Annotated in this window: 23 protein-coding genes; 18 read left to right on the top strand and 5 right to left on the bottom strand. The window is 56.9% G+C overall.

Annotated elements, in window-relative coordinates; translation table 11 throughout:
* Nucleotides 1–6: 6 nt before the first annotated feature.
* From recF to dnaA, 4 genes are all read right to left on the bottom strand, one after another.
* Entirely contained in the window at nt 7–1,128 is a 1,122-nt protein-coding gene (recF, locus tag ACP2AU_RS04020; RefSeq protein WP_426374685.1) for a DNA replication/repair protein RecF, read from the bottom strand.
* Between the two features lie 102 nt (nt 1,129–1,230).
* Nucleotides 1,231–2,502: an ABC1 kinase family protein gene (locus ACP2AU_RS04015; RefSeq protein WP_426374683.1), complete on the bottom strand. Its 1,272-nt coding sequence runs from the start codon at nt 2,500–2,502 to the stop codon at nt 1,231–1,233.
* 18 nt (nt 2,503–2,520) lie between these two features.
* The gene (gene dnaN / locus ACP2AU_RS04010; protein WP_426374681.1) at nt 2,521–3,624 is read right to left on the bottom strand and encodes a DNA polymerase III subunit beta; all 1,104 of its coding nucleotides are present in this window, start codon (nt 3,622–3,624) and stop codon (nt 2,521–2,523) included.
* Between the two features lie 59 nt (nt 3,625–3,683).
* Nucleotides 3,684–5,144, bottom strand: coding sequence for a chromosomal replication initiator protein DnaA (dnaA, locus tag ACP2AU_RS04005; protein WP_426374680.1), 1,461 nt, complete (start codon nt 5,142–5,144; stop codon nt 3,684–3,686).
* Nucleotides 5,145–5,785: 641 nt separating this feature from the next.
* On the opposite strand from dnaA, the gene rpmH reads away from it, so the two are divergent.
* The 6 genes from rpmH (at nt 5,786) to ACP2AU_RS03975 (ending at nt 10,731) form a co-directional block, all read left to right on the top strand.
* A complete protein-coding gene (gene rpmH / locus ACP2AU_RS04000) occupies nt 5,786–5,920 on the top strand; it encodes a 50S ribosomal protein L34 (protein WP_091704626.1) in 135 nt (44 codons plus the stop codon).
* A 15-nt stretch (nt 5,921–5,935) separates the two neighbouring features.
* On the top strand, nt 5,936–6,334 hold the full coding sequence (gene rnpA, locus ACP2AU_RS03995; protein WP_426374677.1) for a ribonuclease P protein component: 399 nt from the start codon (nt 5,936–5,938) through the stop codon (nt 6,332–6,334).
* A complete protein-coding gene (gene yidD / locus ACP2AU_RS03990) occupies nt 6,334–6,627 on the top strand; it encodes a membrane protein insertion efficiency factor YidD (RefSeq protein ID WP_426374676.1) in 294 nt (97 codons plus the stop codon). The genes rnpA and yidD overlap by 1 nt, the downstream gene beginning before the upstream one ends.
* Before the next feature lie 4 nt (nt 6,628–6,631).
* Nucleotides 6,632–8,332: a membrane protein insertase YidC gene (gene yidC / locus ACP2AU_RS03985; protein ID WP_426374674.1), complete on the top strand. Its 1,701-nt coding sequence runs from the start codon at nt 6,632–6,634 to the stop codon at nt 8,330–8,332.
* Nucleotides 8,333–8,403: 71 nt separating this feature from the next.
* Nucleotides 8,404–9,774 (top strand): tRNA uridine-5-carboxymethylaminomethyl(34) synthesis GTPase MnmE, encoded by a 1,371-nt coding sequence (gene mnmE / locus ACP2AU_RS03980; RefSeq protein WP_426374672.1) that lies wholly within the window; start codon nt 8,404–8,406, stop codon nt 9,772–9,774.
* A gap of 207 nt (nt 9,775–9,981) precedes the next feature.
* Complete coding sequence (locus tag ACP2AU_RS03975) at nt 9,982–10,731, top strand: substrate-binding periplasmic protein (protein ID WP_426374670.1); 750 nt, start codon at nt 9,982–9,984, stop codon at nt 10,729–10,731.
* An 81-nt stretch (nt 10,732–10,812) separates the two neighbouring features.
* Here the strand turns inward: ACP2AU_RS03975 and ACP2AU_RS03970 are convergent, their stop codons facing one another.
* The gene (locus ACP2AU_RS03970; protein WP_426374668.1) at nt 10,813–12,633 is read right to left on the bottom strand and encodes an acyl-CoA dehydrogenase C-terminal domain-containing protein; all 1,821 of its coding nucleotides are present in this window, start codon (nt 12,631–12,633) and stop codon (nt 10,813–10,815) included.
* A gap of 285 nt (nt 12,634–12,918) precedes the next feature.
* Between ACP2AU_RS03970 and ACP2AU_RS03965 the strand changes: the two genes are divergently transcribed.
* From ACP2AU_RS03965 to ACP2AU_RS03910, 12 genes are all read left to right on the top strand, one after another.
* On the top strand, nt 12,919–13,467 hold the full coding sequence (locus ACP2AU_RS03965) for a DUF3833 domain-containing protein (RefSeq protein ID WP_426374666.1): 549 nt from the start codon (nt 12,919–12,921) through the stop codon (nt 13,465–13,467).
* A 14-nt stretch (nt 13,468–13,481) separates the two neighbouring features.
* The gene (locus ACP2AU_RS03960; protein WP_426374664.1) at nt 13,482–14,576 is read left to right on the top strand and encodes an efflux RND transporter periplasmic adaptor subunit; all 1,095 of its coding nucleotides are present in this window, start codon (nt 13,482–13,484) and stop codon (nt 14,574–14,576) included.
* Nucleotides 14,577–14,579: 3 nt separating this feature from the next.
* Entirely contained in the window at nt 14,580–17,726 is a 3,147-nt protein-coding gene (locus tag ACP2AU_RS03955) for an efflux RND transporter permease subunit (protein WP_426374662.1), read from the top strand.
* 391 nt (nt 17,727–18,117) lie between these two features.
* A complete protein-coding gene (gene mnmG, locus ACP2AU_RS03950) occupies nt 18,118–20,004 on the top strand; it encodes a tRNA uridine-5-carboxymethylaminomethyl(34) synthesis enzyme MnmG (protein WP_426374661.1) in 1,887 nt (628 codons plus the stop codon).
* Nucleotide 20,005: 1 nt separating this feature from the next.
* Entirely contained in the window at nt 20,006–20,650 is a 645-nt protein-coding gene (rsmG, locus tag ACP2AU_RS03945; protein ID WP_426374659.1) for a 16S rRNA (guanine(527)-N(7))-methyltransferase RsmG, read from the top strand.
* 22 nt (nt 20,651–20,672) lie between these two features.
* The gene (locus ACP2AU_RS03940; protein WP_426374657.1) at nt 20,673–21,467 is read left to right on the top strand and encodes a ParA family protein; all 795 of its coding nucleotides are present in this window, start codon (nt 20,673–20,675) and stop codon (nt 21,465–21,467) included.
* A 60-nt stretch (nt 21,468–21,527) separates the two neighbouring features.
* The gene (locus ACP2AU_RS03935) at nt 21,528–22,403 is read left to right on the top strand and encodes a ParB/RepB/Spo0J family partition protein (protein WP_426375075.1); all 876 of its coding nucleotides are present in this window, start codon (nt 21,528–21,530) and stop codon (nt 22,401–22,403) included.
* 217 nt (nt 22,404–22,620) lie between these two features.
* Nucleotides 22,621–23,013 carry an ATP synthase subunit I gene (locus ACP2AU_RS03930; RefSeq protein ID WP_426374655.1) on the top strand — a complete coding sequence of 131 codons (393 nt, stop codon included), beginning with the start codon at nt 22,621–22,623 and terminating at the stop codon, nt 23,011–23,013.
* Nucleotides 23,014–23,028: 15 nt separating this feature from the next.
* Nucleotides 23,029–23,883 (top strand): F0F1 ATP synthase subunit A, encoded by an 855-nt coding sequence (atpB, locus tag ACP2AU_RS03925; RefSeq protein ID WP_426374653.1) that lies wholly within the window; start codon nt 23,029–23,031, stop codon nt 23,881–23,883.
* A gap of 53 nt (nt 23,884–23,936) precedes the next feature.
* Nucleotides 23,937–24,164, top strand: coding sequence for a F0F1 ATP synthase subunit C (gene atpE / locus ACP2AU_RS03920; RefSeq protein ID WP_014423137.1), 228 nt, complete (start codon nt 23,937–23,939; stop codon nt 24,162–24,164).
* A gap of 88 nt (nt 24,165–24,252) precedes the next feature.
* Nucleotides 24,253–24,723 (top strand): F0F1 ATP synthase subunit B, encoded by a 471-nt coding sequence (locus tag ACP2AU_RS03915; protein WP_426374651.1) that lies wholly within the window; start codon nt 24,253–24,255, stop codon nt 24,721–24,723.
* A gap of 12 nt (nt 24,724–24,735) precedes the next feature.
* Nucleotides 24,736–25,272: a F0F1 ATP synthase subunit delta gene (locus ACP2AU_RS03910; protein WP_426374649.1), complete on the top strand. Its 537-nt coding sequence runs from the start codon at nt 24,736–24,738 to the stop codon at nt 25,270–25,272.
* Nucleotides 25,273–25,277: the final 5 nt, after the last annotated feature.

The following is a 25,277-nucleotide window of genomic DNA, read 5'->3' as shown; positions in this document are numbered from 1 at the left end:
GCCCGGCTATTCTTCCGTCAATTGTCCATGTTCCACGTGGAACATTCTGTATTCCGGTGTCACACCATCGTGCCACAAACGGTTCGGTTCCGGATGTTCGATGGAGGTAATAAACACCTGACAACGCAGTTCCTGAAGTTTTCGGGCCAGCATCATGCGATGACGAACATCCAGTTCCGCATTAATGTCGTCCAGCAAAAACGTTACCTGCTTGCCCAATTCACTTAACACCTGACCCTGGGCAATCTTCATTAAGATGACCAGAGTCTTTTGCTGCCCCCTCGAAAAGGTTTCCGACACCGGGCGACCGCCAAACTTGAGGCGTATGTCCGCCCGGTTTGGGCCATAAAGCGTGTGGCCCATACGCCGTTCCTGCTCGCGATGGCTTTTCAGCACGTCGATTAACGCCGAATTCCTGTCCCAACCGGGCGCGAATTCGACTTTCAGTCCCTCAACCCAGGGCGTATCCAGCTCGGCGAGCACTGACTCAAAAGCTGTTTTGAAGCGGAGGAAAACGCTCTGGCGAATATCGCTGAGAGATTCCGCCAGAGCGCCGTACTGGGAATCCCAGACCCGCATCAAGGATTCGTCCAGTCTACCATTTCTCAGCATTTGATTCCGCTGTGACGTCACTCTCTGCACCTGTTGCCACAGGGACGAAAAGGAAGGTTCCACGTGGAACACCAGCCAATCCAGAAACTGGCGCCGTTTCCCGGGCCCACCCGCGACAATATCAAATACTCCGGGGTCAATAACCGACACCGGCAAATGCATCGCCAGGAACGACAAACTCCGAACCGCATCACCGTCCACCCGCAGCTGGGTTTCTTTGCGGCTGGTGTCCCGCGAAATCCCCACGCGATGTACCACAGGTTCGGCAGTCTCCGGTGCCGCCAGGCCAGAATCCAGCGCACCGAAAACCGTCAGTTTGGTCTGACCGTGGGCCACGACTGCCTGGTGCCGACTGACCCGGAAAGAGCGCCCCAGCCCCAGATAACCGATAGCCTCCAGCACACTGGTTTTGCCACTGCCATTGGCACCGTATAGAAGATTAAACGACGGGGAAAATTCAACCGGCGCCGGCACCAGATTCCGAAAATACTGCGTCTGAAGTTTGACTAGCGCCATAACAATGAAGAACTCGGTTCCAGGTTTCGGACACACCAGAAAAAGAAAGGGCAATACCGTTTCCAGTATTGCCCCAGTGTACTAGAAAGCCCGGATAAGCCGTTAATGCAGCATCGTCAGCCGTTCATCCATGAAGACATCCATCTCCGGCGCGAGGATGTGAACGTAACGATCGAAATACAGAAACTGCTTCAGCAGCAAGGCAAATTCACGGGGAAAGTGGAGCCCATGACTTTCACCCACTTTCACCATATCCAGCAAGATATTGTTTACGTCGTCTTCGGCCTGTTCCATTTCGTAGGGCACGTCGTCTGGCACCATACGATCCATCTGCCGGTACAGACGTTGCAGATCCCGCGACAGGTCCTCAACCCGGACCGTATGGCGGGTCACCCCGATGCGGATCATGGCATCGGCCATGCCCTCGAAATTCCCCACCATAATGGCTGAAATAAAATCACTCACCGCTTGCCAGGTATCCGGTTTAATCCGACCGACAATACCGAAATCAATAAAACCAACCCGTCCGTCTTCCAACACCATCAGATTCCCGGCATGGACATCCGCGTGGAAAAATTCGCACTGGGTGAGGCTGGCAAACCAGGTATTCATGGCGGTGATCAGCGTTCGTTCGGGATCACGGGAAAAGCCGCGAATACTCTCCAGATCGGTGAGCGGAACACCGTGAAAGCGTTCCATGGTCAGAATTCTACGGGTACTGCATTGATCATACACCCGGGGCACTGTGGCGTCTTCGTTATGGCTGGTCTGGAGAAACTCCCGAAACACCTTGAGGTTATTGGCCTCTTTGATGAAATCACATTCTTCCATCATGGTTTTCTGGATTTCATCGACAATGCCGGACATGGAAGTCCAGGACAGTTTGGGCGCCAGCGTCTCCAGAATGCGCGCCGAGAGGTAGAGAAAGTTGAGATCCGTCAGCAGAATGTTTTCCACACCCGGCTTCTGAACCTTGATCACCACTTCCTCACCGGTCACCAGGCGTGCGGCATGAACCTGGGCAATGGAGGCTGAGGCCAGCGCAACCGGATCAATCTCCGCATATACCTGATCAATGGGCCGCCCCAGTTCGTCACGGATGATTTTCTTGATGACGCTGAAAGGAAGGCTGGGGGTTTTGTCGAGACAGAACTGGAACTCTTCAACGTACTCCTTGGGAAAGAAGGTAGGCGAGCTGGCGATGAACTGGCCCAGCTTGATGTAGGTTGCGCCCAGATTCTCAAACGTTTGCCGGAGCAACTTCGGGGTAGGGGGGCGATCGCCCCTTACCCAGTTGATGCCGGTGCGGCCCAGTACGGACAGAGTCTGACCAACCCTGAACGCTCCTTTGATTCCATTCGTTACAGCACCCATATCGCTCTCCGATCCGGATTACAGTCGCATCGGCATGACAACATACAGGCAACGGTTATCATTCTGAGCCTCGATCAGCGCACTGCTGTTCGGGTTCGACAACGTGATCTTCACCTGATCGTCATCCAACGCATTCATCACATCCACCAGATAGCCTACATTAAAGCCGATCTGAAGGGATTCGCCCTGGTACTCCACCGGCAAAGCATCTTCGGCCTGTTCCTGATCCGGGTTATTCGCGAACACCTGCAACTCGTTATCCGACAGGTTCAGTCGCACACCGCGAATGTTTTCATGGGAGAGAATGCCCGCCCGTTGCAGCGTACTTTTCAGCGTGGAGCGATCAGCCAGCACCTCTTTGTCGCCGCCCCGCGGAATCACCCGGTTGTAATCCGGGAACTTGCCTTCAATCAGTTTGGAGGTAAAGGTGTAGCTGCCCACCGTCGCGCGCAGGTGGTTGTCACCGATCACCAGGGTGACCTCAGACTCTGCATCATCCAGCAAACGCGCCAGCTCCAGAACCCCTTTGCGAGGCACAATCACCTGGCGTAACTCCGGACACCCGGTGTCCAGATCCAGTTGCGCCATTGCCAGACGATGGCCATCGGTTGCCACCACCCGTGCATGACTCACATCCACTTCCAGCAACAGCCCGTTCAGATAATAACGGACATCCTGCTGTGCCATCGCAAATGCCGTGGCGTCCAGCATCCGGCCCAGTTCCTTCTGCGGCAGTGCCAGGCGGAAACTCTCCGGCTCGTCTTCGACATTGGGGAAATGCTCGGCCGGCAGGGTCGACAGCGTGAAATGGGATTTACCCGAGCGCAAATGCAAGCGATCGCCTTCCAGCACCAGGTCAATCGGCGAGTCATCTCCGAGTGCCCGGCAGATATCCGCCAACTTCCTGGCCGGTACCGTTATCCGGCCGGGCTGATCCACGTGAACCGGCGTAACACGCGCCACCAGCTCCACTTCCATATTGGTACCGGTCAGCGTCAGCGTATTGTCTTCCGCCTCCAGCAGGACGTTGGACAACACCGGCATGGTCTGTTTCTTTTCCACAACGCCCGCAATGCTCTGGAGCGGGGTGATCAGTGATTCACGGCTGATGGTCAGTTTCATGGCACTCGGCTTCAGTTATCGGAAGTGAATGTGTGTTGTATTCCTGCAACCACCTGCCATCAGGTGGTCAGCAATCTCATAAAGTTTTGATAATCTTCACGTATTCCGGGGTCTGTCCCCTGCAATTCGACTATTTTCTTGCAGGCGTGCAGAACCGTGGTGTGGTCCCGGCCGCCGAAGGCGTCGCCAATCTCCGGCAAGCTGTGGTTGGTCAGCTCCTTGGCCAGAGACATGGCCACCTGACGCGGCCGCGTAACCGTTCGGGTACGGCGCTTGGACAGCAAATCCGCCACCTTGATCTTGTAATACTCCGCCACCGTCCTCTGAATATTGTCGATACTGACCTGCTTTTCATGCAGCGCCAGCAAATCCTTGAGGCTCTCCCGAATAAACGGAGGCGTGATCTCTGATCCGGTGAAGTGAGCATTCGCTATCACCAGACGAAGCGCGCCTTCAAGCTCACGAACGTTTGATCGGATTTTCTGGGCGATGAAAAACGCCGCTTCGCTGCTGAGCTTCACGTTTGCCTGTTCCGCCTTTTTCATCAGAATCGCCACCCGCGTTTCCAGTTCCGGCGGTTCAACCATTACCGTGAGCCCCCAACCAAACCTCGACTTCAGGCGCTCTTCCATATCCACAATTTCCTTCGGAAAGCGATCACAGGTGACGATCACCTGCTGGCCGCCTTCCAACAGGGCATTAAATGTGTGGAAAAATTCTTCCTGGGAGCGCTCCTTACGGGCAAAAAACTGGATATCGTCAATCAGCAACGCATCCACTGAACGGTAGTAGCGCTTGAATTCGTTTATAGCATTCAGCTGCAGGGCTTTAACCATATCGGCCACGAACCGCTCCGAACGCAGATAAGCCACCTTCGCCCGTGGGTTGCGCCGGACAATTTCGTTCCCGATCGCGTGCATCAGGTGGGTTTTACCCAGGCCCACGCCGCCGTACAGAAACAGCGGGTTATAAGCCCCACCCGGATTTTCCGCCACTTGCATGGACGCTGCCCGGGCCAATTGGTTCGACTTACCTTCAACAAAGGTATCGAAGGTAAACGTTTCATTCAGAAAGCTCTGATGCTTGATGTCACCTTCTACCTGCACCGTGCGCCGCTCTGCCTGTGCTTTCGGCACCGGTGCCTGAGCTCTCGGGGCCGGATCAGTCACCGTGGCAGCCACACTTTTTTCTTCTTCGGTCACTGATTGTTCGGTTTCTTCGGAAATTCGCACCGGCGGTGCTATCTCGGAGCGCACCACCGGATCACTGGCCTTGGGAGCCGAGCCCACTTTCATGGTGACTCGCGGTGCCTGGCCACCGTTAAGATCCTTGAGCACCTCTTCTATCCGGCGCAGGTATTTTTCGTTTACCCAGTCCATCACAAATCGGTTGGGGGCGAACAACACCAGTTGTCCCTCCCGGTGATCCGACTGAAGGGGCCTTAACCAGGTATTGAACTGCTGTGCGGGAAACTCGTCCCGGAGTACTTCAAGACATTGATGCCACATACTGTTAGGCACGACCGCCTGCTCCCCAAAACCTGATGATGAGACAACGACGAACCGAACGCCTCGCTGCCTTAAATGACCGACGATTCTAACCCGCGCCAGCGCTCAGTAAAAGACCGGCATGGTCGGTCATAAACAGCCTGTGGAAACTTTTATCCATTGTGATCAATACGTTCTGAACATATCTACAGGCTTGTGTACAGAAAACACCGATAAAAAAGTTATTAACAGCCCCTTGTGCAAACACGGGGGTCAGACCTGTGGGAAAGGTCTTGACCGAACCTTGCATAACTTTGACTGACTTCACCATTCCGAGTTTTACACAATCGGTGGTGCCTTCATCCACAGGGCTCAGAGGCACCTGTCACAAGCCTTATCATTAACATAATTTACTGATATAAAAGGCTTAAAAGGCTTTATCCACAGAAAAGCAGCTGCCTAACAGCAGTAATAATTATCTTTAAAAGAATTTTAAAAAGAACTTACTGATTCTATTATTCGTGGTGTCGGATAATACCCATGCCAGAATCTTGCCTGGCTAACTCATAACCATTGAACTTGCACCGGTATTTGACTAGAATGCCGCTCCTGTTTTGGCTGTCTGTTTTCCAGCCAGCGATCAATGTCCATCGACGATTTGTGAGAACATCACCATGAAAAGAACATTCCAACCGAGCGTCCTGAAGCGCAAGCGTGCTCACGGTTTCCGTGCCCGGATGGCGACAGCCAATGGTCGCAAGGTACTGTCCCGTCGCCGTGCCAAGGGCCGTGCCCGTCTGTCTGCGTAAGCTGAAGCCAGCCTCATGAAGGCCTTGACGTTCCCGAAGTCTCAGAGGTTGTTGAAACCTTCGGACTACAGCAAGGTCTTCGATGACGTAACGCTGAAGGTTCCGCACAGGAATTTTCTGATCCTGGCCTCTGCCAATTCATTGGGGTATGCCAGGGTCGGTTTAATCTTCTCCAAGAAGAACCTCCGGCTCGCTGTCCAGAGAAATCGGATCAAGCGGCAGGTTCGGGAAAGTTTTCGTCTTCAGCCGGATCTACCCGGGCTCGATATTGTCGTCCTTGGGCGACAAGGTCTGGAAAAACTGGACAACGATGCCGTCCGGTCATCCCTGAATGATCTGTGGCACCGAGTCAAAAAAAAATACCGTCAGGCAAACCCTGACTCCTCCGTCGGCAGCCCCAGAGGTACGGAGTAATGCGCAAGCTCCTGCTCTTGCCCATCCGTTTCTATCAGTACGCCATCAGTCCAATGATGATCAGCCATTGCCGTCACTACCCTACCTGTTCACAATACGCCATCGAGGCCATACAACATCACGGTCCTCTCAAAGGCGGGTATTTTGCAACAGCACGGTTACTGCATTGCCACCCCTGGGCAGAGGGCGGTTACGATCCGGTACCGGGCACTGATCTGGACACGGCCTCTGGTTCTGGCCAGGCCAGCAGTCCGATAGAAAGCACCCATACCACTACTCAGACCAGACACTAAGTTTATGGATATTCAACGCATTGTTTTGTTTGCCGGTCTTGCCATTGTCAGTTACCTGATGGTGCTTGCCTGGAACGAGGATTATCACCAACCTCAAACAGAACAGGTTGCCCAGGTGCAATCTTCCGTTGTTGGTGACAACGCCACCGCCGACGATATGATTCTTCCCGAAGATTCCACAGCCGGTAACGAGGAATTCTCAACGCCGGAAACCGGAACACTTACCGCTGGTACTGCCAGCACCGGGCAGGCTCTCAACGATCGCTTTATTACCGTAACCACTGATGTTTACGAACTGAAGATTGATCGCGTGGGTGGCAATCTGGTTGAGAGCTCGCTGTTGCAGCACGACGAATCTCTGGATAGTGAACAACCACTCACTCTGCTGACCAATACCCAGACTCGCACCTATCTTCTCGAAAGCGGTTTGATCGGGCGTGATGGGCCCGATGGCAGCAACGCCGGCCAGGCTCCGGTATTCGCCGCAGATACCGCCCGTTACCAACTGGCCGAAGGTCAGGATGAACTGACGGTTGATCTGGTTCACACCACGGACAACGGCGTTGAAATTACCAAACGCTACCACCTGGCACGGGACAGCTATCAGATTGATGTCAGCTACCAGATCCGCAACGGCTCTGATACTCCCTGGCAAGGCAACTTCACTGGCAAGATTGTCCGCGACCAGGCTCCGGATCCGACATCCCAGGCCAGCATGGGCATTCGCGCCTACCTGGGCATGGTGGTCAGCACGCCTGAAGACCCGTATGAAAAATACGATTTCGATGACCTGACTGAAAACCGTGTCAATCAATCGGTCACCAATGGCTGGCTGGCTTTCCTCCAGCATTATTTTCTGACCGCCTGGGTACCTGAACGGGATCAGAAAGCACAATTCCAGACCACGCGGCGCGGCGACCTTCACGTAATGGGCTTTGTTTATCCGGCAACCACGGTTGCTCCCGGCGAGACCGCCGAAGTGGGCGCAACCGCTTATGTCGGCCCAAAGATCATTGATCGCCTGGAAGCACTGGCCCCCAACCTCGACCGCACCGTCGACTTTGGCTGGCTGTTTTTCATCTCCCTGCCGCTGTTCTACATTCTTGAATGGTTTTACGCCCTGGTGGGCAACTGGGGGGTTTCTATCATCCTGTTGACCGTGCTGGTAAAAGCGGTCTTCTTCCACTTGTCAGCCACCAGTTACCGGTCGATGGCCAAGATGCGCGCCGTCGCGCCCCAACTGACCCGGCTGAAGGAACTCTACGGTGACGACCGTCAGCGTATGTCCCAAGAAATGATGGCCCTGTACAAGCGGGAAAAAATCAATCCGCTGGGTGGCTGTCTGCCCATTCTGGTGCAAATGCCGGTGTTCATTTCCCTGTACTGGGTGCTGTTCGAGAGTGTTCAGTTGCGACACGCCCCGTTCATGCTGTGGATTCAGGATCTGTCCCAGATGGACCCCTACTTCATCCTGCCGATCCTGATGGGCGCCAGTATGTTCATCCAGATGAGTCTGAACCCGACACCGCCGGACCCCATGCAGGCGAAAATCATGAAGATGATGCCGCTGGTGTTTACCGTGTTCTTCCTGTGGTTCCCGGCTGGTCTGGTACTGTACTGGCTGGTGAACAACATTCTTTCCATCTCCCAGCAGTGGTACATTACCCGCAAGATCGAAGCGGAAACTGCAGGCAAGAAGTACTGAGCCAACAGATGTTCTGACCTGACAAAGGCTCCGAAAGGGGCCTTTGTTTTTTCTATATCCAGGAAACCACGATGCAGCCAGCCACAGACACCATTGCCGCCATTGCCACCGCTCCCGGCCAGGCTGGCGTGGGTATCGTCCGGGTCTCCGGTCCCAAAGCCATGGACATTGCCCGCGCCATGCTCGGCTTCGCACCAAAACCTCGTAACGCTCACTACGGCCCGTTCCGGGATCAGCACGGCGAGCTGATTGACGAAGGTATTGGGCTGTATTTTCCGAATCCTCATTCGTTCACTGGCGAAGATGTCTTCGAGCTTCAGGGCCATGGCGGTACCGTTATCCTGGATATCCTGCTGCGGGAAGTCTGTAACCTGGGGGCACGACTGGCCCGGCCCGGGGAGTTTTCCGAACGGGCTTTTCTCAATGACAAACTCGATCTGGCCCAGGCCGAGGCCATTGCAGATTTGATCGAAAGCAGCTCCGAGCAGGCCGCACGTTGTGCTGTTCGCTCCATGCAGGGGGTCTTTTCCAAACGTGTGGATAACCTCGTTGACGCCATCACCCACCTGCGCATCTATGTGGAAGCGGCCATCGATTTTCCGGAAGAGGAAATCGATTTTCTGGCCGATGGCAAAGTTGCCGCTGATTTGTCGGGGTTACTCGAAACTGTGGATAACGTGCTGTCGGAGGCCCAGCAAGGCACCATTCTCAGAGATGGCATGAAAGTGGTGATTGCCGGGCGCCCCAATGCAGGAAAATCCAGCTTGCTCAATGCGCTGTCGGGCCGGGAAGCGGCCATTGTCACCGCCGTTGAAGGCACCACCCGGGATGTTCTGCGGGAACATATCCACATTGATGGAATGCCGCTTCATATTATCGATACCGCAGGGCTGCGGGACAGTCCGGATGAAGTGGAGCAGATTGGTATTGCCCGTGCCTGGGATGAAATCCGCCAGGCCGATCGCATTTTGCTGATGGTGGATGCCACCACGACTGACAAAACCCGGCCCCATGAAATCTGGCCGGACTTCATTGATCAGTTACCCGCCGGGGCACCGGTAACGGTCATTCGCAACAAGGTGGATTTGTCCGGTGAACCGGTGGGCATCAGCGCCGAGCCGCCTCAGACCGCCCCGGTTATTCGTCTGGCAGCCAAAGCCGCTGAGGGCCTGGAAGTCCTTCGCGATCACCTGAAGGAGTGCATTGGTTTCGCCAGCACCACCGAAGGTGGTTTTCTTGCCCGCCGCCGTCACCTGGATGCCCTGGAACGTGCCCGGGTGTCATTGCGACAAGGCCAGACTCAGCTGGAAGGCTATGGCGCCGGTGAATTACTGGCGGAAGACCTGCGTGCGGCGCAGGATGCCCTGGGGGAAATAACCGGGCACCTGACCCCTGATGAACTTCTGGGGAAGATATTCAGCAGCTTCTGCATCGGGAAATAACGGCCCCTGAGCGCAACACCACAGGGGTGGCGCAAGCGCCTTCGAACGGCCGGCCAGAGGAACGTTTTCTTAGCCACACTAACGACTTACGAAAACAAACAGTTTATTTGTAAAATACCGTCAAAGCCTCGGGTACACTCCTGCACCGTCTTGAGATGCCTCTGCCCTGGCAGCGGACCCATCCCCCCGTGTTAAAGGAGATAACCCGTGCGTAAACTAACGTGTCTGTTTGCAGCGCTGCTGGCGTTTGCTGCAGTGTCTGCCCCCGCTCTGGGCTCAGAGAAACTCTACATCTATACCGAGAACTATCCTCCGTACAACATGAGCTCGACCGGTCGTGCCTTTGAGCATAAGGGCGACGGGATTGATGGCTTGTGTACGGAAATGGTGAAAGCCGTGTTGAAAGCGTCCGGCCTTGAGCACGTCATCAAGCTCCGCAACTGGGATTACGGTTATAACCGGGCCCTGAACAAAAAGAACCACGGTATTTTCTGCACCACTTACACCGAAAGCCGGGCCCCGCAATTCAAATGGGTTGGGCCACTGGCGGACAATCTCTGGACCATTTTTGCCCCGGCCGGCACGGACCTGCAGATCGACAAACTTGAGGATACCCGCGGCCTGCTCTATGCCGGCTACCGTGGCGATGTTATGACCGAGTATCTGTTGGAGCGCGGTTACAAGGTATCGGAAATGGAAAGTGACGATCTCAACCCCAAGCGTCTGGAGCTTGGGCAAGTCGACCTGTGGATTGCCGAGAAACTTGCAGGCCCTTATTTCGCCTCGCAACAGAACGTTGAAGGCCTGGAGCCGGTGTACTCGTTCAACAAGGCCGAGCTGTATCTGGCGATGAACCCCCAGACCTCGGATGAGATCATCCGCAAACTGAATAAAGGCCTCGAAACCATCCGAAACAACGGTATTTACGAGGCGATCGAGACCAAATACGGGCTCTGAGCAGACGCGGCGTAATAACAAAGGGGAAGCCATAAGCTTCCCCTTTTGCGTCGCGGGAGCGCGTTCCCGGGGCACCACGGCCTAGTCGGTAAAGGCCATATCCTCGCCGTTGACCTGCATGAGGTTGCGGGTCGGGCTGAGCATACTGGTGGCATGGGCCTGGGCCCGTGGCAGCAAACGCTCGTAATAAAACTCGGCGGTGGCCAGTTTGGTACGGTAGAAGGCGTCAGATTCATCGCCGCCGTTTTCCTGTTTATCGCTGGCCACTGCCGCCTGGCGCAGCCACATATACGCCATGGTTACGTAACCGCTGTACATCAGGAAGTCGTTGGCGGCGGCACTGACCACGTCACGATCCTTGCGCGCTGCCAGCATCACGCGCACGGTCAGCAGGTTCCACTGGGCGGTCAGTTTCAGCAGCTCCACCGCCATGGGCCGCAACGGTTTGCTGGTCAGATGTTTGCGGGCAAAGTTGGCGACCTTGAGGGTAAAGTCCCGGACCGCGCCCCCCTGAGTGGTCAGCAGTACCTTCCGGCCCAGCAGGTCCAGTGCCTGAATGCCGGTGGTGCCTTCGTACAAGGTGGCAATCCGGGTGTCCCGGACAATCTGTTCCATGCCGTGCTCACGAATGTAACCGTGCCCCCCAAATACCTGCATACCCAGATTGGTGGCTTCACAACCCAGTTCCGTGAGGAAGCCTTTCAGAATCGGTGTGAGGAAACCCAGTTTGTCGTCGTATTTTTCTGCTTTCTCGGTGTCTCCGTCGGAGTGGGCCTCCACCATGTGGTCGGCCAGTTTCGCGGCGTAATACAGCATGGCCCGGCCACCCTCGGCGATGGCTTTCTGGGTCAGTAGCATACGCCGGACGTCGGCATGGTGAATCAGGCTGTCCGCCACCTGGTCCGGTTCTTTCTTGCCAGACAGCGCGCGCATAGACCGGCGTTCCTTGGCGTAGTCCAGTGCCCATTGGTAGGACAGCTCCGCCGGACCCACCCCCTGGATGGCAGTGCCAATCCGCGCCGTATTCATAAAGGTGAACATACACTCCAGGCCCTGGTTTTCCGGGCCGATCAGATACCCGGTGGCGCCATCGAAATTCATCACACAGGTGGCCGAGGCCTTGATCCCCATTTTCTTTTCCAGAGCACCGCAGGTCACCGCGTTGCGCTCACCTACCGCGCCGTCGTTGCCGGGCAGGAACTTGGGCACGATGAACAGGCTGATGCCCCGGGTGCCCTTGGGCGCATCCGGCAGACGGGCCAGCACAATGTGCACAATATTTTCGGTCAGGTCGTGCTCGCCGGAGGAAATGAAAATCTTGGTGCCGGTGAGGCTGTAGCTGCCATCGGCCCGGGGTTCGGCACGGGTTTTCACTTGCCCCAGGTCGGTGCCGCACTGGGGTTCGGTCAGGCACATGGTGCCGCCCCAGCGACCTTCGGTCAGGGGCACCAGATAGGTTTGCTTCTGTTGTTCATCGCCGTGCAGGTAAATGGTGTTCATGGCGCCGAGCGACAGCCCCGGGTACATGGAAAACGACCAGTTGGCCGTGCCCATCATTTCCTGTTTCAGCAGTCCCATGGAGGCCGGCAGGCCCTGGCCGCCGAAAGCCTCGGGCGCAGACAGTCCCTGCCAGCCGCCCATGACGTATTGCTGGTAGGCCTCTTTGTAGCCCTTGGGGGTGACAACGTCGCCCTCGCTCAGGTGACAGCCCTCTTCGTCCCCCGATTGATACAGCGGGCTCAGCACCTCTTCGCAGAAGCGGCCGCACTCGGTCAGGATGGCGTCCATAATGTCGGGGGTGGCGTTCTCGCCAGAGGCCAGCGTCTGGTAATGGCGCGGGTAATCAAACACATCATTCAGCAGGAATTTCATGTCCCTCAGGGGCGCTTTGTACGCAGGCATAGCCAGTCCTCATATGCAGTGTCATCCGGGATAGTCAGGGCGCAAAGGCCATCTTGTGTTCTGTTTTACGGCATTCCCGCCACGCTGCCATTGACGGAAACCACCTGCCGCGATGTCAGAACGGACAATTGGCTGAAATGACGTTTTCGACCGGGGATTGATCGGGCTCTGGTTGCCGCCCGTAAACCCGTGGACACGCAAGCGTTGCCCAGGACAGGTTCAAGGAGTGTAAAAGTCATGCAAATTCACCGTTTTTCAGGCTTTTCGGATAGCGCCGGAAGGTTCGTGCTTATACTGTTGCTGAGCGTTGCCCTGGCCGGTTGTGCAGGCCCCTCTCTGGAGACCTACAAAGACCAGTCGCCAGAGCTGGTGCCGGCGGAATTTTTCCGTGGCGAACTTTCCGCCAGGGGGGTGGTCAAGGATTACGCCGGTGAGGTCATCCGCACGTTCGATGCTGACATCGTGGCCACATGGGATGAGGAGGGGGTCGGCACCCTTGATGAGGTGTTCCGGTTCAACGATGGCGAGGTGCAGACCAGGGTCTGGACACTGACGCCTCAAGAGGGTGGATATCGGGCCACGGCCGGTGATGTCGCCGAGCCGGGTTTTATGCGTTGGCAGGGGAATGCCATCCACATGAACTATGTGCTGACTGTTGCCTATGGCGAGGGCACCATTGATGTGCGTATGGATGACTGGATGTACCTGGTTACGTCCGACACCCTGATTAACCAGACCACCATGAGCAAGTGGGGACTGGACGTGGGCGAGATCGTTCTGGTTATCCAGAAGCGAGCGAGTGCCGGGTCCGGTCCGTCAAACGGAATTCAATAAGGTTGTGACAACCTATGTGGAAGCAATGGCTAGTGGCCCTGGTGCTGATTCTTGCCGGTGCCGGCACGGCGACGTTGTACGTGGCGATGGAATCGTCGAGCGCAACGCAGGATAACGACGATGCCCGCGTCAGCACGGTCAGTGCGGCCACGCCCCGTTGGCAGGGCGTCCGGGATGATGTCCGGGCGGTGGCAACACTGCGGGCTTTGAATGCCGTAGAGCTGACCACGGAGGTCAGCGGCCGGGTGGTGCAGTTGAACCTGGAACCCGGCCGGAAAGTGTCTCAGGGTGATGTGCTGGTTCGCCTGGATGATCGCCAGGCCTTGGCTGATCTGCGCGTGATCGAGGCCCAACTGGCTGATGCCCGGCGTCAGCTGGAGCGGGCAAGCCGCTTGCGCTCCAACAACAGTGTTGCCCAATCCCAGGTGGATGAGCTGCGGACCGCGGTCAATGTGGCCGAAGCCCAGCGCGAGGCCGCCCGTGTGCGGCTCGGAAACCACCGGATTGAAGCACCGTTTGATGGTGTGGTCGGCCTGAGCGATATCAGCTCGGGTGCTTACTTGCCCGCCGGTACTGCGATAACCACGCTGGATGCCACCGATTCCATGGAGCTGAGGTTGTCGGTTCCGGAGCGGTTTGTCGGGCAGGTTCGGATTGGCCAACCGGTGATTGCTTCCTCCCCCGCGTTCCCGGATGAGCGCTTTCAGGGGCAACTGGTGGAACTGGCTAGCCGCATCAGTGAACTCAGCCGAACGCTGTCTGTGCGCGCAATCATCGACAATGCCGACGGGCGTTTGCGGCCGGGCCAGTTCATGTCGGCGTCGCTCACGCTCCGGGAGCGTGAGGCGCTGGTCATTCCCGAGCAGGCGGTGATGATTCGTGGTGACGACAAATACGTGTTTGTGGCGGAAGACGGTATCGCCCGCCGGGTGTCGGTGGTCACCGGGTCGCGCCTGCCGGGGCTGGTGGAGATTTCGTCGGGCCTGTCGATTGACGATGCCGTGGTGATCACCGGCCAGGATCGGTTGAGCACGGGCGACCGGCTGGAGGTACAGGCCGACGGCCAGGCCATTCCCGAGAATCGCTTCGCCGGCAATCCGGGAGCCTGAGCCATGGTGCTGTCTGATATTTCCATCAAACGCCCGGTATTCGCCACCGTTCTGAGCCTGTTAATCGTAGTCTTCGGTGTTTCAGCGCTCCTCGGGTTACCGGTTCGTGAATACCCGGACATCGATCCCCCGGTGGTGTCTGTCTCTACCGATTACACCGGCGCCGCCGCCGAAGTGGTCGATACTCAGATTACCCAGGTGATTGAGGGCGCCATCAGCGGGATTGAAGGCATTCGGTCCATCGAGTCGTCCACGGAACAGGGGGAATCCCGCACGTCCATTGAGTTCGATACCTCCCGGAATGTGGATATCGCGGCCAACGATGTTCGTGATGCGGTGTCGCGCGTGCTTAACCAGCTGCCGGATGAGGCAGACCCGCCGGTGGTGCGAAAAGCCGATTCAGACGCCCGCCCGATGATGTGGGTCACACTGATCAGTGATGTCTGGGACAGCGCAGAGCTCAGTGATTTTGCCGACCGGGTGCTGGCAGACCGCTTGTCGGTACTTGATGGCGTGGCGGATGTGCGCATTGGTGGCGAGCGCCGGTACGCGATTCGGGTCTGGCTTGACCGGAGTCGTCTTGCGGCTCGCGATATCACCGTTGCCGAGGTGGAGCAGGCCCTGCGCCAGAACAACGTGGAGTTGCCTGCCGGTTCCATTGATTCCTCCACCCGTAACTTTACAGTGCGTGCCGAGGGCCGGTTGTCGACCGTGGAGGAGTTTCGCAACCTGGTGATTCGCCGGAACGGTAACGATCTGCTGCGCCTGGCAGAAGTGGCCAACGTGCAGGTCGGGGTGGAATCCGATGTTGGCCGTTTGCGAGCCAATGGCGAAACCGCCATTGGCATGGGCGTTATCCGCCAGTCCAAAGCCAATACCGTGGCGGTATCCGATGCCGTGCAGGCGGAGCTGAAAAACATTCGTGAAACCCTGCCACCGGAAGTCCGCATTGCCGAGAGTTACGACGAATCCGTGTTCATTCGCGCCTCCATCAAGGAGGTGCTGACCACGCTGGCCATTGCCGTCTCGCTGGTGATTCTGGTGATTTTTCTGTTCCTGCGTTCCTGGCGGGTGACGCTGATACCGGCCGTGACTATCCCGGTGGCGGTCATCGGGGCGTTTATTGGTCTGGGTTTTCTGGGTTTTTCGATCAATGTGCTGACGCTGCTGGCGATTATTCTGGCGATTGGTCTGGTGGTGGACGACGCCATCGTGATGCTCGAGAACATCCAGCGCCGTATCGATGAGGGGGAACCGCCATTGCTGGCCGCCTACCGCGGTGCCAAACAGGTGGCTTTTGCGGTTGTTGCGACCACCCTGACTCTGGTGGCGGTGTTTGTGCCGATTTCGTTCATGGGCGGTAACGTTGGCCGGTTGTTCGCCGAGTTCGGCTTTACCCTGGCGGCGGCGGTGGTAGTGTCCAGCCTGGTGGCGCTGACCCTGGCGCCCATGTTGTGCTCGAAATGGCTGAAACACAGTCCGGAAAGCGACGAGGGCCACCGCCTGTGGGCATTCAGCGAACGCGTCCTGAACGGATTGACCCAAGGCTATCAGCGAATGCTGCGGTTTTCTCTGGCCCAGCCCGGGCTGTTGCTGGGGCTGGGCGTTGTCGGCCTGATCATCGCTGTGGTTATTTTCCCGCGCTTGCCCCAGGAACTGGCCCCAACGGAAGACCGGGGCGTTATCATCATGCCTGCGGGCGCGCCCCGGGGTGCCACGGTGGAATTCACGGATCATTTTGTCGAGCAGGCCGAAGCGCGTCTGTTGCCCTATCTGGAGCAGGGCATTGCCGAACGCTTCCTGTCGATTGTCGGATTCCGGGATGAAGAAGACAACGCCTTTATGATCATGGGGCTGGTGCCCTGGGAACAGCGGGATATCAAGCAACAACAGGTAACCACCCAGATCCGCGACAAACTCGCTGACATTTCCGGCATTCGCATCAGCGTCATTAATCCGCCCGGCCTCGGGCAGCGGGGGTTCAGCCAGCCGATCGAGTTTGTGATTGCCGGCCCCGATTACGAGTCGGTTCAGGCCTGGAGCGAGGAAATTGTCGAGCGCGCCAAGCAGAACCCGAACCTGTTGAACCTGGATACCGATTTTGAACTGACCCGGCCCGAACTGCGGGTGAACATCGACCGGGATCGCACCGCAGACCTGGATATCACCGTCGAAGACATTGGCCTGACCCTCCAGACCATGCTGGCATCGCGGCAGGTAACCACCTATCTCGATCGGGGTCGGGAATACGATGTGATTATGCAGGCAGAGGACGCTGATCGCGCCACGCCCGGCGACCTTGAGCAGATTTTTCTTCGGCCAAGGGCGGGCGGAGAGCTGATTCCGCTCAAAGCCCTCGTGTCGGTTGAGGAACTGGGTGCCAATCCGGACCTACGCCGGATTGACCGCTTGCCCGCTGTGGTGGTGAGTGCGTCTCTGGCTGAAGGCTATGACCTGGGGTCGGCCCTGGCCTACCTGAACACACTGGCTGTGGATAACCTGCCTCCGGAAGCCCGCCTCAGCTACAAGGGTCTGTCGCAGGAGTTCCAGGAGTCATCGGCGGCCATTTATCTCACTTTTGGCCTCGCCTTTGTCATCGTCTTTCTGGTGCTGGCGGCCCAGTTTGAAAGCTGGATCCACCCGCTCATCATTATGTTGTCGGTGCCCCTGGCGGTGACCGGCGCCCTGATTGCGCTGGCGTGGTCGGGCATCAGCCTCAATATCTACAGCCAGATCGGCATCATCATGCTGTTGGGGCTGATGGCCAAGAACGGGATTCTGATCGTCGAGTTTGCCAACCAGCTCCGGGACAAAGGCTACCAGGTGAAAGACGCCATTCTGGAAGGCGCTACCCTGCGTTTTCGCCCGGTACTGATGACGACGATTTCCACGGTGTTTGGTGCCGTGCCGCTGGTGATGGCGTCCGGTGCCGGAGCGGAAAGCCGGGCGGCGATCGGTATGGTCATTCTGGGCGGGCTGATCTTCGCGACCACACTGACTCTGTTTATTATTCCGGTGCTCTATAACCTGCTGGCCCGGTTTGCCAAGTCCTCCAATGCGGTGGCGCTGGAACTGGAGCGGTTGGCGGCCGGCGTACCCGGCGGCGGCAATCCGGCTTCGGTGCCCCAGCGCAAGGCGGATGATTTCTGATCTGTGGCCGATCGACCGATCGGCCGACCCGTTTGTCCTGCTTGTGGATAATCATCTGAACAATTTGCGGGTAATTTTTCAGAATTTATTAAGAAGCTTTTTTAAACAATGGGTTATATGGAAATTCGTGGTTATGTGAGGTCGTCATGGATGTGGATAACTTATTGAACAGTTTTTTGAACAATGCATGACAAGGGTCTGAAATCCAGTAACTTTCCGCTTTTCGGCATCCCGACAACGGCCGTTATTCCCAGGCCCTGGTAAGTAATCACCCTGATCGGTGTGTTTATTATTGCCTTATCTGGTTAAAATTTGCGCATTCTGACTGCAATTTACCAAGTGAGGCGTTATACTCACTGCCCTTTTTTCAGCCCGATTTCCGAGGTGACGTGTGGATTTCCCGACTCGTTTCGATGTCATTGTCATTGGCGGTGGCCATGCCGGTACTGAAGCCGCGCTGGCAGCGGCCCGCATGGGCTCGCAGACCCTGTTGCTGACCCACAACATTGAAACCCTGGGGCAAATGTCCTGTAACCCGGCCATCGGTGGTATTGGCAAGAGCCACCTGGTGAAAGAGATTGATGCCCTGGGGGGCGCTATGGCCCAGGCAACGGACCAGGCGGGTATCCAGTTCCGGGTGCTGAACAGCCGCAAAGGCCCGGCGGTGCGAGCCACCCGTGCCCAGGCAGACCGGGTGTTGTACAAGGCCGCCATTCGCCAGGTACTGGAAAATCAGCCCAACCTGACCCTGTTCCAGCAGGCCGCCGACGACCTGATTGTGGAAAACGACCAGGTGACCGGTGTGGTTACCCAGACCGGTATCCGCTTTAACGCCAAAACCGTGGTGCTGACCACCGGGACCTTCCTGGGCGGAGTTATCCACATTGGTATGCAGAACCACGCCGGTGGCCGTGCCGGCGATGCGCCGGCCAATGCCCTGGCCAAACGCCTGCGGGAATTGCCGTTCAATGTCGGGCGCCTGAAGACCGGCACGCCTCCGCGCATCGACGCCCGAACCGTGGATTTCTCGGTCATGCAGGAGCAGTGGGGCGACGACCCCACGCCCGTTATGTCGTTTATCGGTAGCCGGGATCAGCACCCCCGGCAGATTTGCTGCTATGTGACTCGTACCACCGAAGAAACCCACGACATCATTCGCAGCGGTTTCGACCGTTCACCGATGTTCGCCGGCAGCATCGAAGGCGTGGGTCCGCGCTATTGCCCGTCCATCGAGGACAAGGTCAACCGGTTCGCTGACAAGGATTCGCACCAGATCTTCGTTGAGCCCGAGGGCCTGACCACCAACGAACTCTACCCAAACGGGATATCCACCAGCCTGCCGTTTGATATCCAACTCAAGGCGGTACGTTCGATTCCGGGCTTTGAAAATGCGCACATTCTGCGCCCGGGCTACGCCATCGAGTACGACTACCTGAACCCGCAGGATCTGCGCCATACCCTGGAAACCAAGTTTATTCAGGGCCTGTATTTTGCCGGCCAGATCAACGGTACCACCGGTTACGAAGAAGCCGGTGCCCAGGGCTTGCTGGCGGGCATCAATGCCTCGCTGCGGGCTCAGGACAAAGACGAATGGTACCCGCGCCGGGATGAAGCCTATCTGGGGGTGCTGGTGGATGACCTGATCACCATGGGCACCCAGGAGCCCTACCGGATGTTTACCAGCCGGGCGGAATACCGGCTGATCCTGCGGGAAGACAACGCCGACCTGCGCCTGACCGAAACCGGGCGTAAGCTGGGCCTGGTGGACGACGAACGCTGGCAGGCGTTCAGCGACAAGTGCGATGGCATTGCCAGAGAGCGCTCCCGCCTGGAAAGCACCCGTATTCACCCGAACACCGAGGCCGGTGAACGCGCCAATGCCCATCTGAAGCAGCCGATGACCCGTGACCAGTCCCTGGCCGAGTTGTTGCGCCGCCCGGAAATTGTTTACCAGCACATTGCCGAGATTGGTGCCGAGCGCGCGGACGATCCCAACGTGGCAGACCAGGTGGAGATCGAGATCAAGTACGAGGGCTACATCTCTCGTCAGGCCGATGAAATCGAGCGTCTGCGCAAAAACGAGAATACCGCCTTGCCCCTTGACCTTGATTACGATGTGATTGGCGGCCTCTCGAATGAAATCAAGCAGAAACTCAAGGATGTGCGCCCGGAAACGGTGGCCCAGGCCTCGCGCATTCAGGGCGTGACACCGGCGGCGGTAAGCCAGATTCTGGTGTATCTGAAAAAACGGGACCTGTTGAAAAAGCAGAGCGCCTGAGATGAGTTATCCACAATGGCCGGGCCAGCTCCAGAATGGCCTGGCGATGATGAATCTGTCGTTCAGTGATCACCAGCAACACCAGTTGCTGGCTTTTCTGGCCCTGCTGAATAAATGGAACAAGGCATACAACCTGACGGCTGTGCGTGATCCGCAGACCATGGTGTCCCGGCAGCTGTTGGACAGCCTCAGTGTGCTGCCCTGGGTAACCACCGACTATCTGCTGGATGTGGGCGCTGGCGGAGGCCTGCCCGGCATTCCGCTGGCCATCGTTTTCCCTGACAAGCACTTCACGTTGCTGGACAGCAATGGCAAGAAAACCCGGTTTCTGAATCAGTGTGTGCTGGAGCTGGGTCTGAAAAATGTCGAAGTTATCCACGGTCGCGCCGAGGATTGCCAGCCGGCGCAGCGTTTCACCCAGATCAGCAGCCGGGCGTTTACCGCGCTGGAGAATCTGGTGGCCTGGTGCGAGGATTTGCTGGCCCCCGAAGGCGAGTTCCTTGCCATGAAAGGCCTGTATCCGGAAGATGAAGTGGCTGCCCTTCCAGCCGGCTGGAAGGTAGAATCCAGTCATTCGCTGAATGTTCCCGGCGCAGATGGCGAACGGCATTTGTTGATCGTCGCCCGGGCTGAACAACACCGGTAATCCCAATAGCAGGAGGCAAAGCATGGCGCGCGTGATTGCTGTGACCAATCAGAAAGGCGGTGTGGGCAAAACCACCACCTGCGTCAATCTCGCCGCGTCTCTGGCGGCCACCAAACGCCGGGTATTGCTGGTGGATATGGACCCCCAGGGCAACGCCACCATGGGCAGTGGTGTGGATAAAAATACGCTGGAGCTGTCCGGTTACGACGTCCTGACCAAGCGCGCCAAGCCGGCCGAGGTGATTATCCACGCCGAGGCATCCGGCTTTGATCTGCTGCCGGCCAATGGCGACCTGACCGCCGCCGAAGTGGAGCTGATGAATGAGATCGGCCGAGAACATCGGCTGCGCCTGACGCTCAATACGGTACGCGAGAATTACGATTATATTCTGATCGATTGCCCGCCGTCGCTCAGCCTGTTGACGGTGAATGCGCTGTCCGCTGCGGATTCGGTGCTTATTCCCATGCAGTGCGAGTATTACGCTCTGGAAGGCCTGGCGGCGTTGATGAATACCGTTCAGCAGATTCAGGAAACGGTAAACCCAAAGCTGGAAATCGAAGGCATCCTGCGCACCATGTACGACCCGCGAAACAGCCTGACGCTGGATGTTTCCGGCCAGCTCAGCGAGTATTTCGGCGACAAGGTGTACCGCGCGGTGATTCCCCGTAACGTGCGACTGGCAGAGGCACCCAGTTATGGTATGCCGGCGCTCAAGTACGACCGGGTGTCCAAGGGCGCCGTGGCCTACCTCGCCCTGGCCGGAGAAATGGTGCGCCGGCATGGAACCAAAAAGACATCCACGGCAGTGGCGGTGTAAGATAGGCCGCCTCCAGGCAACCATGCATCCACTATTTCAACAGGAAGAATGACAAACACCATGGCGGCGAAGAAGCGAGGTTTGGGCGAACGGGGGCTTGGGGCGCTGCTCCAGGGCTCGAAGGTGAATCTCAATGAAGAAACCAGCGACCACGATGGTGAACTGCGGGAAATTCCTGTCGACCTGATTCAGCGGGGCCGTTACCAGCCGCGCCGGGACATGGACCCGGCCGCCCTGCAGGAACTGGCGGATTCGATTCGCCAGCAAGGCGTGATGCAGCCGGTGGTGGTTCGCCCGATCAGTGAAGGCCGCTATGAACTGATTGCCGGTGAGCGCCGTTGGCGGGCCACCCAGATGGCAGAACTCGATCGCATCCCTGCCATTGTCCGGGATGTTACCGACGAAGCCGCCATTGCCATGGCGCTGATCGAGAATATCCAGCGGGAAAACCTTAATCCCATCGAAGAAGCCTTTGCCCTCCAGCGACTGCAGGACGAGTTCGGACTGACCCAGGCCCAGGTGGCCGAAGCGGTCGGCAAGTCCCGTACCACCATCACCAACCTGCTGCGGCTGATTGGCCTGACCGAGGATGTGCGGGTGATGCTGGAGCATGGCGATCTGGAGATGGGTCATGGTCGGGCCATGTTGACCCTGCCGCCCGAGCAACAGATTCAGGTTGCCCGCCAGGTGGTTGCCAAATCCCTGTCGGTACGTCAGACCGAAGCCCTGGTGCGCCGGGTGCAACAGGAGAAACCAGACGAAGCAGATAACGCCAAGCCGGCCCTGGACCCGAACATTCGGGCGCTGCAGGATGATTTGTCTGACCGTTTGGGGGCCCGGGTGGCCATCAACCATGGTAAGCGCGGCAAGGGCAAGCTGGTGATCGAATACAGTTCGCTTGACGAACTCGACGGTATTCTGGGGCATATCCAGTAATTTGATGATCAAAACCCGAAAATCATCCGAAAGTGCCGTCAGCGGCTGTAAACACCACATATGGTTGTGGTAATCGATGAAAAACACAACCTGTGTAAAACTCCGTTTCCGGGTGGCAGAGGGTGGTTATTTTTTCGTCAATTTTTCCGTACGGTTATGTTGAACCCCCTTCGGTTAACACATATAATTCCGCGCGCTTGGAATAACAGCTGGTGATATGAACCGTACTTCGAAAGCCATCACGTACGTACCGCTTGGCAAGTGGTTGATCATAGAGATGGCGGTTCTGTTGATTCTGAGCCTGTTGTGGTTACTGGAAAGTCGTTTGGCCGGGTATTCCGCTTTTGTTGGCGGTCTTATTTTTGTCATACCAAACGCGTACTTTGCTCACCGCGTGTATCGTTATCAGGGTGCCCGACACATGCACCTGGCAGTGAGCAACATATTCAGGGCTGAAAGCATCAAGCTGGCCCTTACCGCAGTGTTTTTTGCGGCCGTTTTCACTTTAATGGAGCCAGTCTATGTACCGGCTCTGTTATTCACTTTTGCTGTGATGGTTGTGTTGGGTACGGCATTACGCTGGCTCATCCGGCCGCGACCACAGCGATGACTGGACGAGAGCAGTATGGCAGCTGATACCCCAGTAGAGTATATAAAACACCACCTTACCAACCTTACCTACGGCAAGCTTCCGGCAGGCTATGAGCGTGCGGATGGCAGTGTCGTGCAGGAGGCCGGCTGGACCTTCGCGCGCACCGGCCAGGAAGCCGCAGACATGGGCTTTATGGCCGTCCACGTCGATACCCTCGGCTGGTCGATTGCCATGGGCATCCTGTTCCTGGGGCTGTTCCGCTTCGTGGCGAACCGGGTCACCGAAGGTACGCCGAGCGGCTTGCAGAACCTGGTCGAAATGACCTTCGAATTTGTACAGGGTCTTGTGCGCGACGTCTTCCACGGCAAGAACCCGTTGATTGCCCCGCTGGCACTGACGATTTTCGTCTGGATTCTGTTGATGAACATCCTGAAGCTGATTCCGGTGGATTATATTCCGTCGATCGCCCACGCAATGGGGCTTGAATACTTCAAGATTGTGCCAACCACCGATCCTAATGGTACCTTCGGTATCTCCATGGGTGTTTTCCTGCTGATCCTGTTCTACAGCTTCAAGGTAAAAGGCGTGAGCGGTTTCGGTAAGGAACTGGCGTTTAACCCGTTCAATCATTGGTCTATGGTTCCGTTCAACCTGCTGCTGGAAATCCTGGCACTGATCATCAAGCCCATCAGTCTGGCACTGCGTTTGTTCGGTAATATGTACGCCGGCGAAGTGGTGTTTATCCTGATTGCCTTGTTGCCACTGTGGGTTCAGTGGACATTGAACGTGCCCTGGGCGATCTTCCACATTCTGGTGATCCCGCTTCAGGCCTTTATTTTTACCGTGCTCACTGTGGTTTATCTCAGTGCAGCGCACGAAGATCACTGATTTACCCTTAAATACACAAACCCTTAACTATCTGAAAAACTGAGGAGTTCTCAATGGAAATGGTATTTATCGCAGCTGCGTTGATCATCGGTCTGGGTGCTTTGGGCGCCGGTATCGGTTTCGGTCTGCTGGGTGGCAAGCTGCTCGAGTCTACTGCTCGTCAGCCGGAAATGGCCAACCAGCTGCAAACCAAAGCCTTCATCATGGCTGGTCTGCTTGACGCCGTTCCCATGATCGGTGTTGGTATCGCGATGTACCTGATCTTCGTTGTTGCTGGTTAATCGAAAACCGAGAGCTGTGGGCGCCGGCTGAGGCCGCGCCCCTCCTTCCGGAAACCGGGACGCAACGAATAGCAAGAGGTATATCGCCGTGAATATAAACCTTACGTTGATAGGGCAATCGATTGCCTTCGCTATTTTCGTCTGGTTCTGCGTCAAATATGTATGGCCGCCGATTACGGCAGCCATGGAAGCGCGCCAGAAGAAAATTGCAGATGGTCTTTCCGCGGCCGATCGGGCATCCCTCGATCTGGAACTGGCCCAGGAAAAAGCCACCAAAGAACTGCAAAAGGCGAAAGAAGAAGCTGCAGCCCTGATTGACCAGGCCAACAAGCGTGCCGCCCAGATTGTGGAAGCCTCCAAAGAGGATGCCCGCAAAGAAGGCGACAAGCTTATTGAACAGGCCAGGGCGGAAATTCAACAGGAGCGTGTTCAGGCTCGCGACGCACTCAGAGCAGAAGTGGCCACTCTGGCCGTTGCCGGTGCCGAGAAGATCCTGGAAACCTCTGTAGACGCCAAAGCTCACAGCGAGATGCTGGACAAGCTGGCCGCAGAACTCTAAACGAGGGTCATCATGGCAGAACTGACAACGTTAGCCCGACCCTACGCGAAGGCCGTTTTTGATGCCGCGCAGGACCAGAGCGCCGTTGATCAATGGGATCAGGCTCTGGCTTTTGCCGCTCAGGTCGCGGCTGACCAAGAGGTAAAGAACATCCTGGCCAACCCGGGCCTGTCTGAGCAACGCAAGGCTGAACTCTTCGCAGACTGTTTTGAAGAGCCGCTGCCAGAAGCACTCAGAAACTTCCTGTTGATTCTTGCTGAAAACAAGCGTCTGGCCCTGTTGCCAGAAGTTTCGGCGCTGTTCCGTCTGTACCGTGCAGAGCTCGAGAAGTCGGTACATCTGACCATCGACTCCGCGTTTGAATTGTCGTCCGACGAGCAGCAGAAACTGATCGACGCACTGTCCAAAAAGCTGGAGCGCAAGGTCGAACTCGAGGCCACTGTGGATCAGACCCTGATCGGTGGCGTGATCGTACGAACAGGCGACCTGGTTATCGACGCTTCAGTCCGAGGCAAACTGGCCAGAATGGCCAGGGCTCTGGACTCCTGATTTCA

The organism is Marinobacter sp. VGCF2001 (genome assembly GCF_049943275.1).
Classification (GTDB): domain Bacteria; phylum Pseudomonadota; class Gammaproteobacteria; order Pseudomonadales; family Oleiphilaceae; genus Marinobacter.
The sequence above is the reverse complement of the archived record's forward strand: the minus strand, read 5'-3'. Positions and strand labels throughout refer to the sequence as shown.